Source organism: Lysinibacillus sp. F12 (assembly GCF_057773605.1).
This window is the reverse complement of sequence record NZ_JBYMLP010000005.1, coordinates 121,221-137,565: the sequence shown is the minus strand read 5'-3', so window position 1 is coordinate 137,565 and position 16,345 is coordinate 121,221. Positions and strand designations below refer to the sequence as shown.

The window sequence follows — 16,345 nt, the reverse complement described above, 5'->3', positions numbered from 1 at the left end:
TTGGAGAGATAACAATGAAAATACCTGTGACTGTATTAAGTGGATACTTAGGTTCTGGTAAGACCACAATGATGAATCATGTATTGCAAAACGAAAAGGATTTACGTGTTGCTGTTATTGTGAATGATATGAGTGAAATTAATATTGATGCTGAGCTTATTGCAAATGGCAGCGGTATCTCACGAACAGAAGAGAAATTTGTGGAGTTATCCAACGGCTGTATTTGTTGTACATTGAGAGAAGATTTATTACAGGAGGTGGAACGTCTTGCGAAGCTTGGCAATATTGATTATATATTGATTGAATCGACAGGTATTAGTGAGCCGATTCCAGTTGCACAAACATTTAGCTATTTAGATGAAGAGCTCGGCATAGATTTAACGAGATTTTGTCAATTGGATACGATGGTAACGGTCGTAGATGCGCATCGCTTTTGGCATGATTTTCAATCAGGAGAGAGTTTATTAGAGCGTAAGGAAGCAATTGGTGAATTAGATGGACGGGATGTTGCAGACCTTCTTATTGATCAAATAGAATTTTGTGATGTCCTTGTATTAAATAAGTGTGACTTAGTTTCAATAGAAGAGTTAGAACGGTTAGAGGGTATATTGCGCGCACTACAGCCCGAGGCAAAAATAATCCGAACGGTTAATGGTGAAATTGATTCTACTGACATTTTGAATACAGGCCGTTTTGACTTCGAGCGTGTATCAGAATCAGCTGGCTGGTTAAAAGAATTAGAGTTGGGGCATGAAAACCATATGCCGGAGACGGAGGAGTACGGGATATCTTCATTTACCTATACAAGTAGAAAGCCATTCCATCCGATGCGCTTTGTCGAGTGGTGTGACCACATGCCCCAATCAATTGTGCGGGCAAAGGGGATTGTTTGGAGTGCTAAACATCAAGATGTTGCGTTATTGCTATCACAGGCAGGTTCATCTGCAAAAATTGAACCTGTTTCTTATTGGGTAGCTGCACTACCAAAAGCTCAGCAGGAAGATGTTTTCCAACAAAGTCCAGAGGTGTTGGAAGACTGGGATAGCGAGTTTGGAGATCGCATGACCCAACTTGTTATTATTGGTATTGACTTAGATAAAGAACGTATTTTCAAACAGTTGGACAGCTGTTTATTAACAGATGAAGAGTTTCGTAACCCGTGGGAACAACTACAAGATCCGTTTAACTGGGAATGGCATTAATAAAAAAGAAGATTTCGGCTACGACTCCGAAATCTTCTTTTCAAACACTCGATTATAATTAGTGGCATCTCGTAAAGCCTTTTCTTCTATTGGGATTCGTACAGATAGCATTGTAATGTTTAATAGTGTAAAGCAAAACGCTGTAAAATATGCCTGGAACATAAGAGGTAGAAGGAGAATTTCCAAGCAAACGACGGCATAATTAGGGTGGCGCATAAATTCGTAGGGACCTTTACGCACAACTTGTGCGTGAGGTAGAATGAGAATCTTTGTATTCCAAAATGTTCCCAAAGAACGGATACACCATATACGCAATGCCTGAACGGCTACAAACAAAATAAAAAGTAATGGGAATAAGGGCGAAATACCATTGTTATTTGTTACTACTTCAACAATTAGAAACAAGAAGAAACTAATATGCATAGTGACCATATAAGAGTAGTGAGAGTTACCTACCTCATAAGCTCCCTGAGAAAACATCCATTTCTCGTTTCGTTTAGCAATGAAAACCTCTGTCAATCTTTGTAGAATGACAAGCGTCACAATTAAATAGAAGATCATGCTACTCCCTCCAGTTTAATAATACAGCTTCTGCACAAAAACCAGGGCCAAGAGCGACGAGTAAACCTGTATCCCCCACTTGTCCTTCATGTAACATAAATTGTTTTAACACGTATAACACGGTTGGCGAAGACATATTACCATGTTGTCGTAATATTTCCCGAGAAATGTCGGTTTTTTGAGAAGAAAGATAAAGTGTGTCTTCATAGGCTTTTAATACTTTTTTTCCTCCAGGATGTGCAATGAAATGAGTAAGCTGTTCACTGTAAATTCCTTGTTCCAGTAAAAACTGTTCAATATATGGTCCAAGCCAACTAGTAATAATAGCCGGAATGCTTTTTTGAAAAATGACATGAAGCCCATTATTTTTAATGTCCCATCCCATTACATTTTCTGAATTAGGCATCCATTTAGAGCCTGTCGCTAGAATAGCTGGTGATGGTTTTTTTGTATCAATCATGATTTCATCGCCACACACGAGCATACAGGCAGCACCGTCAGCAAAAAGCGAAGCCCCAATTAAATTACTTTTAGAAAAATCGTTTGGCTGAAATGTGAGGCTACATAATTCAACACAAACAACAAGCACCTTTGCATTTGGGTGTGCTTTACAAAAATCAAAGGCTCTGCTAACACCCGCTGCTCCTCCCGCACAGCCTAAGCCCCATAATGGAATACGTCTTAATCGATCGGAAAAAGTAAGCTTGTTCATAATACGAGCATCAATGCTAGGTGTTGAAATTCCCGTACTACTAACAAATATGATGGCATCGATTTCTTCAGGAGAAATGGGTGAATGTAAGAAGGCTTCATTTTGTAAGCATGCCTGAATGACGCTTACGCTGTATTGTGTAGCTAGTTCAATATATAAATTATTTCGCTCCTCAAATGAGTGATTTGTACGATGCCACTCAGGTGGTACACAAAAATGACGTGTTTCAATTCCACCATTTTCGAAAACCTTTAGATAGCGTTCTAATTTTGGGATTTTTTCATAGAAAAGCTCTTTTGTTAGTTCCTCTGCATTTGATTGCTGTAATGTGTAAGGTGGTTGATGTGTGCTAATAGAAATGATTTTAGGCAATTCAACATCTCCTCGCATTTATTGGTCTTGTACATTCTATGCGTTGAGGAAGTAGATACATGCTTATAATATTGTATTTGACAATTCCTAAAATTTTGTATATATTGGTAACAACTAAATGGAAAGTAGGTGATGTGACATGATGAATAAATCTATTTTTAGCGAACTGCAATTCGGTTTGTTTCATTTCACACGCCTAATATATACAAAGAGACGTCGTGCATAGCTCGATGTACTTGTATATCCTTTAAACGTGCGTGTGAAACCTTGTAACTGCCGAATTATGCAGGTACAAGGTTTTTTTATCGTGGTTCAAATTTGCTGAATCAAGATAATTGCTTCTTGTGGAAGTCTGCACAGAAGCCTCATAGAAACGCATATTTAGGAGGAAATTAATTTGAATTTAACAACATTAGGTTTTACAAAATATTTTGAAGAGCAAATATTAGAAATGAAAAAACAATCTAAGTTTAAAAATTGTGTGCCTGCGAGGGTCACTTTAGAGCATAAGCATTCCTATCGAGTGTTAGCTCAAGAAGGGGAATGGCTTGCAACAATCGCTGGTCATTATGCCTATACATCTTTAGCTCGTGAAGACTATCCGGCAGTGGGCGATTGGGTGCTGGTAGAGAAAATGCCTGGTGAGGAACGAGCAATTATTCATCAGTTATTCAAACGAAAATCTGTCTTTTCGCGAAAAGTTGCTGGTCTAGAGATACAGGAACAGATTGTTGCATCGAATGTGGATATTGTGTTATTAGTCATGAGCTTGAATGCTGATTTTAATATTCGCCGTTTGGAACGATATTTAGTAGCTGCCTGGGATTCAGGTGCAAAGCCTATTATTGTTCTTACAAAGGCAGATTTATGCGAGGATGAATCAAACTTAGTAAAAGAAGTTGAGTCAGTAGCATTGGGTGTAGATATTTTCGTAACGAGTGCTATTTCTGGAGAAGGCTTAACGGAAATTCAGGCCTTATTTACTGAAGGGGTCACTGGAGCATTGCTGGGCTCCTCCGGTGCAGGAAAATCTACATTGACGAATGCTCTGTGTGGCGAAATGCTGATGAAGGTATCAGACATTCGTGAAGACGATGCAAAAGGACGTCATACAACGACCCATAGAGAGCTAGTGATATTACCCTCAGGTGGCTGTTTAATTGATACGCCCGGAATGCGTGAGCTACAGTTATGGAATCAAGGTGATAGTTTATCATCCAGCTTTCAAGATGTTGAGGAATTAGCAAAAGCTTGCCGTTATCGTGATTGTACCCATCAAAAAGAGCCGCATTGTGCAGTGCGAAAAGCTATTGCTGATGGTGAACTTGATCAAAATCGTTTGCAAAGCTATTTTAAGCTACAAAGAGAATTAGCTTACATGGAACGTAAAACAAATGTCCAGGCAAAGCTCGAGGAGCAACGTAAGTGGAAGCAAATTTCTAAAGGTGTAAAAAAGGGAAAAAACAAATAGGAGCACACATATGACAGTACAAAGCATAAATCATCTACTCTTTTCAGTGTCTGATCTAGAGAAATCCATTGCATTTTATGAAAATGTTTTCGGTGCTAAGTTACTTGTAAAGGGAAACAGCACAGCCTATTTTGATGTAAATGGGCTGTGGCTTGCCCTCAATGTTGAAAAAGATATACCGCGCAATGACATTCAATATTCCTATACACATATCGCTTTCACGATCTCTGAGGATGAGTTCGATAAAATGTATGATAAATTAGTACAATTGAAGGTTCTTATTTTAGATGGCCGACAAAGAGATGAAAGAGATAAAAAATCAATTTATTTTACCGATCCTGATGGACATAAGTTTGAATTTCATACGGGGACTTTACAAGATCGTTTGGATTATTATAAGAAGGAGAAGTTACATATGGAGTTTTTTAATCATTAAGCAAGGAGTGATTTTATGACGAAAGCTTTTATTTTTGATATGGATGGCACTTTATTTCAAACAAATCTTATTTTAGAACCTGCGCTAGATGCCACATTTGATGTGTTGCGTACAAAGGGCTTATGGCAGGGAGAAACACCCATTGAAAAATACCGTGAAATTATGGGTGTTCCTCTACCGGTAGTATGGGAGACCTTATGTCCAATGCATTCAGTAGACATACGTGAGGAGAGCAATGTGCTCTTTCATGTAAAGTTGACGGAGCAAATCCGTAGTCGTAAAGGTGCGCTTTATCCACATGCTGAGCAAACTCTTGCCACATTGTCAAAAAGCTATCCGTTATACATAGCGAGTAATGGACAGGTTGACTATTTACAGGCAATTGTAGAAACCTATCAATTAGAGCGATTTATAAAGGGGACTTACAGCATTCAATCCATTGCTAGCGGTCATAAATCAGACTTAGTGAAAAAAGTAATGCAAGACAATGGAATTCAGGACGGGGCGGTAGTTGGTGATCGTTCTTCCGATATTCAAGCTGCCCGCGATAACGCGCTACTTTCAATAGGTGCTCGCTTTGACTTTGCTCAGGACCATGAATTGCAACAGGCACATATTGTGATAGATGATTTAACGGAGTTACTAAACATAGAGTTAGGCTAATTATGATAAACCCATTAACATTAGGTGAGCCTATTCGAAAAAATGGAAGCGACTTAACGACAATTATTGCATTTCATCGTAATAAAGCGTAGAATAGTGCCAATCCTATAGATAAAGCATTGAAAAGGAAAAGTAGATAGGAATAGCATTTTGTAGAGAGCCTCTGTTGGTGGAAATGAGGTAAATGAATCCTTTTGAAAATGACCTTTGAGCTTCGTACCGAAAGCTTATAGCAAGTAGATTACGACGAGATGGGCACTCGTTACAACAGCGGCAGTATCTCTTACTTTAAAAAAAGACGTACTGAATAAGGCAAATAGTGTGAGCTATTTGTAAATATAGGTGGTAACACGGGTAGACTCGTCCTAATCAGATTTGATTAGGGCGATTTTTTTTTACCATTTTTAATGAGAGGGGAGCAATTTAGAATGACTATCGTTATTGGAGGCGCTTGGCCGTATGCAAATGGCTCTTTGCATTTAGGGCATGTAGCCGCATTATTACCAGGTGATATTTTGGCCAGATATTACCGTCAAAAAGGTGAACAAGTATTATACGTATCGGGTAGTGACTGTAATGGTACACCAATTTCTATTCGTGCAGCTCAGGAAAACACAACAACCGAGGCGATTGCTAATCATTATCATGAAGAATTTAAAAAATGTTTTAATAAGCTAGGATTTACTTATGATTTATACACAAGAACGGATGCAGAGCACCATCATGAATCCGTTAAGGGCTTATTTTTACAGCTACTTGCCAACCACTTTTTATATAAAAAGAAAATTGAACAGGCTTACTGTGAGACAGATCAGCAATTTTTGCCAGATCGATTTGTAGAGGGTATATGCCCAAATTGTGGTGCAAAGGCGAGAGGAGATCAATGTGATAACTGCTCGGAAATTTTAGACCCACTAGATTTAATCGATAAGAGCTGTAAAATATGTGGGAATGAGCCAGTAATTCGAGAGACAGAACATTTTTATTTTACCTTTAGTCAATTTCAAGGGAAATTAGAGTCCTTCTTATCCGAGGCAAAGGCAGAGAAACGTTGGAGGGATAATGCATTAGGATTGACAGAGCGCTACTTAGCAGAGGGCGTTCCTGACCGAGCAGTAACGAGAGATTTACCAAATGGAATAGATGTTCCGGTTCCTGGCTTTGATGGTAAGAAAATATATGTGTGGATTGAAGCAGTGGCGGGGTATTTAACTGCTAGCCTAGAATGGGCAAAGCAACATCATATGGCGATTGAAGACTTATGGAATGAAGAAACGATTTCGTATTATGTCCATGGTAAGGATAATATTCCATTCCACACAGTTATTTGGCCAGCTATTTTGATGGGACTAGGTGTGCAAGCTTTACCGACACATATCGTATCTAATGAATATTTAACATTAGAAAAACGCAAATTATCGACGAGTCAAAACTGGGCAGTATGGGTTCCTTATATTTTAAGTCGTTATGATGCTGACTCTATTCGCTATTTCTTAACGACTAATGCACCAGAAAATCGCGATACTGATTTTTCATGGCGAGAATTTATTTACAGTCATAACGGTGAATTACTTGGTGCCTATGGTAATTTTGTGAACCGAACATTGAAATTTATAGAGAAATCCTTTGCTAGTCAAGTGCCACAGGCTGAAGTGGATAGTACTATTCGTAAACAAACTATTCAGCTATTTAATGAAGTGGGTATTCTTATTGAGGGAGGCCGTTTCAAGCAAGCGTTAGAGACCATTTTTGAGTATATTCGTGGAGCTAATCGTTACTTCGATGAACAACAGCCATGGTTACAAGTAAAAGAAAATGTGGAGGCGGGCAATTGTACACTAGCTACCTGTGTCTATATCATTGCCAATCTCGGACAATTACTACAACCATTTCTACCGTTTTCAGCAGCGAAGGTAAGAGATATGTTAGGAATAGATGAAATAATGTGGCATGAGCAAGTAGAGTTACCTAAAACCATTGAAGACATAACACCTTTGTTTGAACGGCTGGACATTGAACTAATAGAAGAAGAATATCAAAAGTTAGTAAGGGATAGTCGCTAGACTTGAAAAAGCAGTATGGCTGAATGAGGCCATACTGCTTTTCTTGTTTAATTCATAACAGGTGTTAATTTGGCCACGACAATGCTATTGATGGCATTCATATAGGCTAGGGCACTAGCTTTTAAAATGTCAGTATCTGCAGCTTTTGCCATATACTTTTCACCCTCATGCTCGATCGTGATTTTTACTTTTCCTAGCGCCTCTTTGCCGCGCGAAACACTATTGATATTATATTCCACTAGTTTTACATCCATGCTTGTAATTTCTGCAATGGCAGAATAGAGAGCATCAATTGGACCTGAGCCAACTGCGCTAGCCTTCAATACTTCGTTACCTTTCCGTACTTTAACGCTCGCTGAAGGGAAACTTGTATTGCTGACGACTTGTAAATCTTCAATATCAAAGAATTGGTCACTATAGTGAGTTGCATTCTTGTGAGAAGCATCATGTTTTTCATAATAGCTTTCAACAATAACGTATAAATCGTGATCGTATACTTCCTTTTTGGCATCCGCTAGCTTTAGGAAACCTTCAAAGATTCCCTCAAATTCATCTGTAGAAAGATTTGAAAACCCTAACTTTTCAAGAGCATTTTTCACAGCATGTCGGCCAGAACGTGCTGTCAGTACTAGCTCCATATCATCAAGACCAACGTCTTCAGGGTGCACAATTTCATAAGCATCACGAGATTTTAGTAATCCGTCCTGATGGATACCCGATGAATGGGCGAATGCATTATCTCCCGTAATAGCTTTATTGACTTGAACATCTAAGCCCATAAAACTAGAAACAAGACGAGAGGTATTAATAATTTCTTTAGTGTTAATACGAGTATCAGCATTATAGATAGTGCTACGCGTTTTTAGTGCCATAACGACTTCTTCTAATGCCGCATTACCTGCGCGTTCACCGATACCATTAATTGTACATTCGACTTTGTCGGCACCATTTTTTATGGCAGCAAGCGTATTTGCAGTTGCCATTCCAAGGTCATTGTGGCAATGAACGCTAAGAAGGACACTGTCGTCTAAATTTTTCATACGGTTGTTTAATTTAAAAATCATCTCACCAAATTCTTCTGGTTCTGCAAATCCGACTGTATCAGGTACGTTAATCATAGTGGCACCAGCCCTCATAACAGCTTCAATTGTTTTCCAAAGATATTCAAAATCTGAACGAGATGCATCCTCTGTGGAATATTGAACTTGAGGCAAAAGAGTTTTGGCATACTTTACAGCATCTACTCCAATTTGCAGAATTTGATCTTTTGATTTACTAAATTTTTTCTCCACATGTATATCGGATGTCCCAAGAACCATGTGAATCATAGGGTTTTCAGCGTATTTCACAGCATGGTAGACGGCATCAATATCTGCCTTTACTGCACGTGCTAATGCTGTAATCATAATATCGCCAGTAGTACCGACCTTCTCAGCTACAGCTTTGACAGCATCAAAATCTCCCTGTGATGAAGCGGGGAATCCAGCTTCGATAATATCGACACCTAATTTTTTCAGTTGCTGTGCTATTTCTACTTTTTCATATAAATTTAGCTTAGCTCCTGGCACCTGTTCACCATCACGTAATGTTGTATCAAATACCCAAATTTTTCTTCCCATTCTTTAACACTCCTCTTGTAGTTATCAGTATCTAAAAGCTACACGTAGGCCAATGATTCACTAAAAAATAAAAAAACTCATCTCTATTTAAAAATAGAGACGAGTTTATGCTCGCGGTACCACTCTAATTGACCTTCTCTGTACAGAAAAAGTCCCCTTATCGACAGCTATCACTGTCTATCCTGTTAACGGGGGAAACCGACATCCCTTACTAGACTGTTCAGGGAGTAGCTCATGGACGAGTTCAAAATGTGTGTCTACCGATTTACACCAACCATCGGCTCTCTACAAGTACATCACCATTTTTACTATTTCCAATCTTGGCCTGCAATGTGTTGTTGAAAGCAATATTACTTGGATATTAATAACCTGTCAATAATTTTCTAAAAATTTTTTTAATTCTGTCTAAAGTAGTGCTCGTTTTGATAAAAATTTGATAATTGTGAAGTAAATAAATGGCTACTAAAAAAGCAATGTCTGTTAGAAAATAAAAGTTGTGAATGAACGTTAGAAAGGTAGAAGAAAAGAAGAAATTTGTCTTTGATTTAGAAGGTACAATTTGCTTTAAAGGAAGTCCTTGAATGGGGGGTTATCAATGCGTATAGACATGTAGACAAAGTGTGCATGCAGTTATTTTTTTGCCTCCTTTAGAGCAATACGTAAATCTATTGTGTTTGTTTAGGGAAGCGTCAGGTTGGTAAGAGAGCTACTTTACAAGTTGCTAGTGAGGAAGCAGCCATTATATGAAAAATATAAGTGAGTGAAAGCCTATACATATATAGAAAAAAACTGCTCGTTTCCTAGAAGGAATTCGAGCAGTTTTCATTTATTCTATTTTAAAGCGAGAGACTTCTGTTTGAAGCTCCTCAGCCATATTTGAAAGTGTTGCTGCGGAAGCAGCGACTTCCTCGATAGTTGCTAACTGCTCCTCAGAGGCAGAAGCGACATTTTGTAAATTACTAGAAGACATTTGAGCGATTGTTGCTATTTCATCGAAGGATGCATAAATTTGTTCCGCACTGGATGACATTTCTTCTGAAACTGTAGTAGCATCTTGAATTTGCATGGACACTTGTTCAATTAACTCTACAATTTTAGAGAAGCCTTCTTCAGCTACCTGTACCACCTGCATACCGATTTGAACCTCTTGTGTCCCTGTATCCATCACCTTTACAGCACGGTTTGTATCTTGTTGGATTTCTGCTATTAACGTAGCAATTTGCTCTGCAGATTTTTTGGATTGCTCTGCTAACTTTTTCACCTCGTCTGCCACGACGGCAAAGCCTCTCCCGTGATCACCCGCACGAGCTGCCTCAATAGCGGCATTGAGTGCTAATAAATTTGTTTGCTCTGCAATATCTGTAATAATGCCAATAATGTTACCGATTTCTATAGAATGACCGTCTAAATTCTTAACTACGCTTGCAGATTCTAATACAGCAGTATTAATAGTAGTCATTTGTGAAATCACTCGATGTAATGATTTATTGCCCTTTTGAGCCTCTGAATTCGTTTCCATTGCTAGTTCCGAAACCGCCGCCGTAGTAGATGCTAATTGCTGTATGCCCTTTGTCATATTTTTCATCGCTTCAGAGCTTTCTGTAGCATTTTTACCTTGAGCTTCAGAGCCACTTGCCACTTCTTGAATCGAAGAAGTAATCTGCTCTGTCGCTTGGATGGTTTGGTCAGCACTTGCTGTTAATTCTGCAGCAGAGCCACTAACTTGTACAGTGTTGTGACGTACATTTGTAATTAAATCTTTCAAATTAACGGCCATTTGATTAAATGCTTGGGCTAAGTCACCCACTTCATCACGATTTTTAATACGAATCTGTTCAGCCGTTAAGTCACCTTCTGCTATTTTTTTAGCTGCCTTAGCCATACCGTTAATTGGTCGAGACATTAGACTACCAACAACCATTGCAATTATCAGACTTATGACAACTGCAAGAACCCCAAGAAGTATCATTTGGAACTTAATATCTTGAATTTGTTGAGATGTGGCAGCAATTTTTCCGTCAATATATTCATGTTGATAATTGGAAAGGTTTTCAACGCGTTCGTCAAATTGTTTAATAATGAGCCGCCCTTGCGTACTATCGAGCTTTTCGTACTTTTCCGTTTCACCTGAAGCCTTTAACTCAAACATACGATCGGCAAACTGCTGAACATTTTGCTCGCTTTTATTAATAGCTTCTAGAAATTTAATGGATTTTTCGGTCGTCAGAGATGCCATGAGCTCTTCAGATTTTTGTTTAAATTCTGTCCGAGAGTCTTGATTGCTTTGGAGATTTTGTTTATCTCCAAGCAGTAAATAGCCACGCAAACTAACAATCTCTTGTTTGGCAATAACGCGTAATTCCTGAATAGCGATAGATTTAGTTGTTTGCTCCTCCAATAATGTACGATAAGTTTTGTTCACAGAATCAAGCTGCTTTATATTTAAGCCGATAGTAGCAACTAGAACTAAAATAACTATAAAAAAACCGAGTAATAATTTCTTGTAGATAGTAAATCGCATAGATGAAATTTCCTTTCTCAGTATTTAGTAGAAATGTTACAAATTAATGAAATATGTATATATATCATTTATATCAGAAAATATGAATTTTACAAAGTATTATGAGTATTTCTACTGTAATAAATAGTTTAAAGGTGGCAGAAATTTGTGATTGAAGTAATAAAAAAAGAAGATTTTTTGCTAAAATATGCTAGAAATAAAGCGATAGTTAATGGTGTATATTGAATATTAAGCCAATATTCATAAATTTTGAAACTTATAGAGAAGTCAAAACGTAAATTACATATGAAGATGAACTGAGGTGGCAGGTAATGTATAGGCCTATTTTAAAAATACCTAAAACAAAGTCTGAAAAGGTTTGTGATTATATTGGAGTTATAATATTCCTCTTATCTATCCTTTATATTTCAGTTATGTGGGGTAAATTGCCTGAAGAAATTCCTGTTCATTTTGATGGTAAAGGTGAGGTTGATCGATGGGGTTCGAAAATAGAGCTCATTATTCTTCCGTTTATAGGTGTGTTTTTATGGATAACAATGAGCCTTTTAGAGAAAGCTCCACATATCCATAACTTTCCGGCTCGTTTGAATGAACAGAATGTAGCAGCATTTTATTTGAACAGCAGAAAAATGTTAAACGAAGTAAAAAATTTCTGTCTTATTTTATTCGCATGCTTATCATTCCAAATGGTACGAATTGCTCTGGGAGAGACTACTTCCATAGGATGGTGGTTCTTGCCAACTGTCATAATTGGGATAATGATGCCGATTATTAAAGGCATAGTAGGTACGCGCAAAATAAAATAAAGCTGAACTGTAAACGCTTGGAATATTTCGAGCGTTTATTTTTTGTTTCCAAGCTGTCATTTATTCAGTATACTATCAAAACTAAGATGCAAATGTATGAGCATTTCTTTAGCGGCTTAAAATGAGGGGGAGAAGAGGTGTTTAAATGATGCAAAAGAAATTTAAATTAAAGGATGATTTATCTATTTCCATTCATATCCAGCCACCTCATTCGATAGTAGATGATGTTTTTCACTCTAGAGAGGCACCGTATGACCGTATTATTTCTTTTGCGTTTTCCATAGATGCCATGGTAACTTATTTACAAAAAAGTGGTAATAGATAATAGTCTAATGGAGCAAGGCTATTTATTTTTTGTTTATCCTAAAAAGGGTAATAAAAATATGAACAATTTTTTTATCGAGATGAAATTTCCTCAGCAATCCATGTGCATGAGGAAAGGTATGCTGATGGTAGTGATTTAAAGTTTTCTAACCTAATGTCATTAGATGAAACTTTTTCAGTCTTAAGTATTAAGATGGATGGTAAAGGAAGAGGCAAGAAGAAATAAGCCAATAGTCAATGTGTAAGGGATTATGTATGATGAGGGAGCGAAAAAATAGATGAAAAGCGCGACAACTTTTTTAATGTTTCAAGGGCAAGCACATGAAGCTATTGAACAATATCGGCGATGGTTTACAGATTTAGAAGTTGTGCATGTAGAATATATGGAAAATTCTCAGCAGGTAGCAATGGCCACCCTACAATTAAAGGGGTTAAAACTAATGGTGAATGATAGTGTCATACAACATAATTTTTCGTTTACGCCATCGACCTCTATCTTTCTAGAGTGCGAATCTGAGGAAGAAATAAAGAATTTAGTAGCCCAAATAGTGGAGAGTGGGCAAGCGTTGATGCCACTTGATCATTATGGATTTTCAAAGCGATTTGCGTGGATTCAGGATCGCTTTGGTGTCTCCTGGCAGCTATCGTATAGTTGAGAATGGAGTACGACAATAGAATGTTAATAAAAGGGGAATAGAAGATGACGGTAACTTTAGTGAGACATGATATCAAATATGCTGAGGCCATGCATGAGTTGTCTTCTATGCCACAGGTTCGAGATGCACTTGGGTTACCTGTTGGTAAAGTAGAAGATACTATACATTTTATCAAACGTGAATGTATCGATGAAGAAGAAGGGAAGACCGTTCCTCGAGTTGTTTTAAATGAAGAGGGACAGCTAATCGGTGTAACGGCATTAATGTTTATAGACCAACAAAAAAATAGTTGTCATATCGGTTCTTGGCTCGGCCATCCATTTTGGGGGAAAGGTTATAATCTTGAGGCTAAAACAGCTATTTTAGATATCGCCTTTTTTGAGCTTGGATTAAAGCGCGTTTTTGCGGGAGCTAGGAAGGTGAATATTCGTTCCCAAAAGGCACAGGAAAAGCTGAGCTTTATTCGATTAGGGGTGGAAGAAGATTATCCAGAAGAGCATTCATGGTTAGAAGCTAAGGAGAAACAACCATGTGTTTTAAATGTTTTTGAACGTGAGGATTTTGTACGATATCGAACATCTCTAAAAAAAGTAAATGGGAGTCGAGAGGCCTTTTTACCACAACTTTTACTTGCAGATGAGAGTGAAGAGGCTATCCAAAAATACCTAGATGAGGGTACCTTATTTGAAGTAAAGTGTGGAGAAAATCTTGCGGGAGTAGCATTATTAATCCCTCAATCTAATACAACCATCGAGCTGAAGAATATTGCCATTGTGCCAAAATTCCAAGGGAAAGGGCTTGGCAAAGAGGTATTGAGACAACTCACGACATTTTGCGAGAAGGAAGGCTATGAAACGCTTTTAGTTGGAACAGCAAATTCAAGTATTGATAATATAGCCTTTTATCAGAAGGCAGGCTTTCGCATGGAGTCTATTGAAAAGGATTTCTTTCGTGTCTATCCAGAGCCCATATATGAAAACGGCATTCGTGCATTAGATATGATTTTCTTTACTAAGCAATTGTGAATATTTTCATAAAGAAATACCCGTCCAACATAGGTTGAGCGGGTATTTTTATTTACCTAGCAGGAGAGCCATTAATTTTTCCTTCGAATGTAAAAAGTCATCTAATGTGTAGCGATCCAGTACAGTCAAGTAAGCCTGTAAAGCTTCGTATAGTACACCTTTTAACTGACATTCAGGAGCTATTTTACATAGATTATTCTCTTTATCGAAACATTCTACTAAATGAAAATCCTCTTCTGTATGACGAACAATTTCACCAATGGTGATGGATTTTGGATCGATGGCTAAGCGAATACCGCCACCTCTTCCGCGAATTGTTTCTATATAGCCTAACAATCCAAGCTGGTGCGTCACTTTCATTAAATGGTTTTTCGATATATTATAAGCCTCTGAAATCTCTTGAATAGTTGATAATTGGCCATCTTCTTTAGCACCTAAGTAAATAAGCGTACGAAGAGAATAGTCTGTGTATAAAGTTAAGCGCATAAGAACACCCTACTTTCTATAATTCAAAACAATTATAGCATTTTTATAATGAAGTATAATATTTTCAAACCTTTTTTAAAGATGTATTTAAAATACATTAATTATGTCCATTTTGTTAAAGATGTATTTTACATATTGCTTTAAGAAAATGAAAGCGTTATATTGTAATCACGAAAGGATGGTAAGCGATATGTTAAAACAAGAAACTATTCAAATCATTAAGGCAACAGTTCCTGTATTAGAAGTTCATGGTGTAGAAATTACAAAGACGTTTTACAAAAATATGTTTCAAGCTCATCCAGAATTACTGAATATTTTTAACCACACTAACCAAGAAAAAGGTCGTCAGCAAACAGCATTAGCAAATACAGTTTATGCTGCGGCCGTTCATATTGAAAATTTAGAGGCTATTTTACCAGCAGTCATGCTTATTGCACATAAACACCGTAGTTTAGGTATCTTACCTGAGCATTATCCAATTGTTGGTGAAAACTTACTAAAAGCGATTAAGGAAGTACTTGGCGACGCGGCGACAGACGATATTATTAATGCATGGGCTGAGGCATATGGCGTTATTGCAGATGTTTTCATTCAAGTAGAAGAAGAGTTATACCAAAAAGCGGAAAATAATGGTGGATGGCGTCTATTTAGACCATTAAAAGTGGCGAAAAAAGTGGTAGAAAGTGACTTAGTTACATCTGTTTATTTTGTCAATGAGGATGGCTCAGCATTGCCAGCTTACGAACCGGGACAATACATTAGTATTCGTGTGAAAGTTCCTGGTGAAGAGTATTTAATGAACCGTCAATACACACTTTCTCAAGCAAGTGCAGAAGATGGTTACCGTATTTCAGTAAAACGTGAAAGTGATCAGACGCCAAACGGAAAAGTGTCAAACTTTATTCATGATGACTTACAAGTTGGAGATTTAGTAGATGTAAGTGTGCCAGCAGGATTATTCGTTTTAGAAGAAACTACTGCTCCTATTACATTTGTTAGTGGTGGTATAGGTGTAACACCATTAAACAGTATGCTACAATCCCTAAAAGATGATGCAACGAATAAAGTTAACTTTATCCAATGTGCACGCAATGAGAAAGTTGTAGCGTTTAGCGATGATATTCAAGGAAAGGTAAATGCGCTACCTAATGCATCGTATACGGCTCTATATTCTGATGAAAACAAGCAAATTACGAAAGAATTATTAGCAGAAAGAGTGGCTGATAATGCTGATGTCTATGTATGTGGACCTGTAGGCTTTATGGAAGCAGTTATTAAAAACTTACAAGAAATTGGCGTTAAAGATGAAAAAATTCACTATGAATTCTTCGGACCGGCTATGCAATTAGCTAAATAATATGGTGGAATCCCTGTGATGAGTAATGACTCATAGCAGGGTTTTTTGTATAAGTCGATACCGATAGTGGT

At 37.6% G+C, this 16,345-nt stretch carries 15 protein-coding genes and 2 other annotated features; of the genes, 10 read left to right on the top strand and 5 right to left on the bottom strand.

Annotated elements, in window-relative coordinates:
- Positions 1-14: 14 nt before the first annotated feature.
- Positions 15-1,202: a GTP-binding protein gene (locus AC3CH7_RS19910; protein WP_012295906.1), complete on the top strand. Its 1,188-nt coding sequence runs from the start codon at positions 15-17 to the stop codon at positions 1,200-1,202.
- Positions 1,203-1,220: 18 nt separating this feature from the next.
- On the opposite strand, the gene AC3CH7_RS19905 is transcribed toward AC3CH7_RS19910, so the two are convergent.
- Complete coding sequence (locus AC3CH7_RS19905) at positions 1,221-1,763, bottom strand: isoprenylcysteine carboxyl methyltransferase family protein (RefSeq protein ID WP_012295905.1); 543 nt, start codon at positions 1,761-1,763, stop codon at positions 1,221-1,223.
- A gap of 1 nt (position 1,764) precedes the next feature.
- Positions 1,765-2,847, bottom strand: coding sequence for a type III polyketide synthase (locus AC3CH7_RS19900; protein ID WP_031416591.1), 1,083 nt, complete (start codon positions 2,845-2,847; stop codon positions 1,765-1,767).
- A gap of 391 nt (positions 2,848-3,238) precedes the next feature.
- Here AC3CH7_RS19900 and rsgA point away from each other — a divergent pair, with 391 nt between their 5' ends.
- The 4 genes from rsgA (at position 3,239) to metG (ending at position 7,480) form a co-directional block, all read left to right on the top strand.
- On the top strand, positions 3,239-4,318 hold the full coding sequence (gene rsgA / locus AC3CH7_RS19895; RefSeq protein WP_196243927.1) for a ribosome small subunit-dependent GTPase A: 1,080 nt from the start codon (positions 3,239-3,241) through the stop codon (positions 4,316-4,318).
- 10 nt (positions 4,319-4,328) lie between these two features.
- Positions 4,329-4,754, top strand: a complete 426-nt coding sequence (gene fosM, locus AC3CH7_RS19890) for a FosM family fosfomycin resistance protein (RefSeq protein ID WP_031416589.1) — start codon at positions 4,329-4,331, stop codon at positions 4,752-4,754.
- A gap of 15 nt (positions 4,755-4,769) precedes the next feature.
- A complete protein-coding gene (locus tag AC3CH7_RS19885; RefSeq protein WP_012295901.1) occupies positions 4,770-5,417 on the top strand; it encodes an HAD-IA family hydrolase in 648 nt (215 codons plus the stop codon).
- 110 nt (positions 5,418-5,527) lie between these two features.
- Positions 5,528-5,788 (top strand) — a binding site (T-box leader).
- Between the two features lie 57 nt (positions 5,789-5,845).
- On the top strand, positions 5,846-7,480 hold the full coding sequence (gene metG, locus AC3CH7_RS19880; RefSeq protein WP_036162391.1) for a methionine--tRNA ligase: 1,635 nt from the start codon (positions 5,846-5,848) through the stop codon (positions 7,478-7,480).
- A gap of 47 nt (positions 7,481-7,527) precedes the next feature.
- On the opposite strand, the gene AC3CH7_RS19875 is transcribed toward metG, so the two are convergent.
- A complete protein-coding gene (locus AC3CH7_RS19875; protein WP_036162389.1) occupies positions 7,528-9,099 on the bottom strand; it encodes a 2-isopropylmalate synthase in 1,572 nt (523 codons plus the stop codon).
- A 92-nt stretch (positions 9,100-9,191) separates the two neighbouring features.
- Positions 9,192-9,430: a binding site (T-box leader), on the bottom strand.
- A 495-nt stretch (positions 9,431-9,925) separates the two neighbouring features.
- A complete protein-coding gene (locus AC3CH7_RS19870; RefSeq protein ID WP_012295897.1) occupies positions 9,926-11,620 on the bottom strand; it encodes a methyl-accepting chemotaxis protein in 1,695 nt (564 codons plus the stop codon).
- Positions 11,621-11,931: 311 nt separating this feature from the next.
- On the opposite strand from AC3CH7_RS19870, the gene AC3CH7_RS19865 reads away from it, so the two are divergent.
- The 4 genes from AC3CH7_RS19865 to AC3CH7_RS19850 all read left to right on the top strand — a co-directional run bounded on the left by AC3CH7_RS19865 (position 11,932) and on the right by AC3CH7_RS19850 (position 14,431).
- Complete coding sequence (locus AC3CH7_RS19865) at positions 11,932-12,426, top strand: DUF1648 domain-containing protein (protein ID WP_197224175.1); 495 nt, start codon at positions 11,932-11,934, stop codon at positions 12,424-12,426.
- Positions 12,427-12,571: 145 nt separating this feature from the next.
- Complete coding sequence (locus AC3CH7_RS19860; RefSeq protein ID WP_036164848.1) at positions 12,572-12,751, top strand: hypothetical protein; 180 nt, start codon at positions 12,572-12,574, stop codon at positions 12,749-12,751.
- Between the two features lie 277 nt (positions 12,752-13,028).
- The gene (locus AC3CH7_RS19855) at positions 13,029-13,406 is read left to right on the top strand and encodes a VOC family protein (protein ID WP_012295893.1); all 378 of its coding nucleotides are present in this window, start codon (positions 13,029-13,031) and stop codon (positions 13,404-13,406) included.
- A gap of 44 nt (positions 13,407-13,450) precedes the next feature.
- Positions 13,451-14,431: a GNAT family N-acetyltransferase gene (locus AC3CH7_RS19850; protein WP_036164845.1), complete on the top strand. Its 981-nt coding sequence runs from the start codon at positions 13,451-13,453 to the stop codon at positions 14,429-14,431.
- Positions 14,432-14,479: 48 nt separating this feature from the next.
- Here AC3CH7_RS19850 and AC3CH7_RS19845 read toward each other — a convergent pair whose 3' ends face one another.
- Positions 14,480-14,917, bottom strand: coding sequence for an Rrf2 family transcriptional regulator (locus tag AC3CH7_RS19845; protein WP_012295891.1), 438 nt, complete (start codon positions 14,915-14,917; stop codon positions 14,480-14,482).
- Between the two features lie 190 nt (positions 14,918-15,107).
- On the opposite strand from AC3CH7_RS19845, the gene hmpA reads away from it, so the two are divergent.
- Positions 15,108-16,274 carry an NO-inducible flavohemoprotein gene (gene hmpA / locus AC3CH7_RS19840; protein WP_036164842.1) on the top strand — a complete coding sequence of 389 codons (1,167 nt, stop codon included), beginning with the start codon at positions 15,108-15,110 and terminating at the stop codon, positions 16,272-16,274.
- Positions 16,275-16,345: the final 71 nt, after the last annotated feature.

Coding starts and splice junctions, on each gene's coding strand:
- AC3CH7_RS19860 (WP_036164848.1), top strand. CDS start 12,572: ATGATGCAAAAGAAATTTAAATTAAAGGATGATTTATCTATTTCCATT.
- AC3CH7_RS19865 (WP_197224175.1), top strand. CDS start 11,932: ATGTATAGGCCTATTTTAAAAATACCTAAAACAAAGTCTGAAAAGGTT.
- AC3CH7_RS19910 (WP_012295906.1), top strand. CDS start 15: ATGAAAATACCTGTGACTGTATTAAGTGGATACTTAGGTTCTGGTAAG.
- AC3CH7_RS19845 (WP_012295891.1), bottom strand. CDS start 14,917: ATGCGCTTAACTTTATACACAGACTATTCTCTTCGTACGCTTATTTAC.
- AC3CH7_RS19905 (WP_012295905.1), bottom strand. CDS start 1,763: ATGATCTTCTATTTAATTGTGACGCTTGTCATTCTACAAAGATTGACA.
- AC3CH7_RS19870 (WP_012295897.1), bottom strand. CDS start 11,620: ATGCGATTTACTATCTACAAGAAATTATTACTCGGTTTTTTTATAGTT.
- AC3CH7_RS19855 (WP_012295893.1), top strand. CDS start 13,029: ATGAAAAGCGCGACAACTTTTTTAATGTTTCAAGGGCAAGCACATGAA.
- fosM (WP_031416589.1), top strand. CDS start 4,329: ATGACAGTACAAAGCATAAATCATCTACTCTTTTCAGTGTCTGATCTA.
- metG (WP_036162391.1), top strand. CDS start 5,846: ATGACTATCGTTATTGGAGGCGCTTGGCCGTATGCAAATGGCTCTTTG.
- AC3CH7_RS19850 (WP_036164845.1), top strand. CDS start 13,451: ATGACGGTAACTTTAGTGAGACATGATATCAAATATGCTGAGGCCATG.
- hmpA (WP_036164842.1), top strand. CDS start 15,108: ATGTTAAAACAAGAAACTATTCAAATCATTAAGGCAACAGTTCCTGTA.
- AC3CH7_RS19875 (WP_036162389.1), bottom strand. CDS start 9,099: ATGGGAAGAAAAATTTGGGTATTTGATACAACATTACGTGATGGTGAA.
- AC3CH7_RS19885 (WP_012295901.1), top strand. CDS start 4,770: ATGACGAAAGCTTTTATTTTTGATATGGATGGCACTTTATTTCAAACA.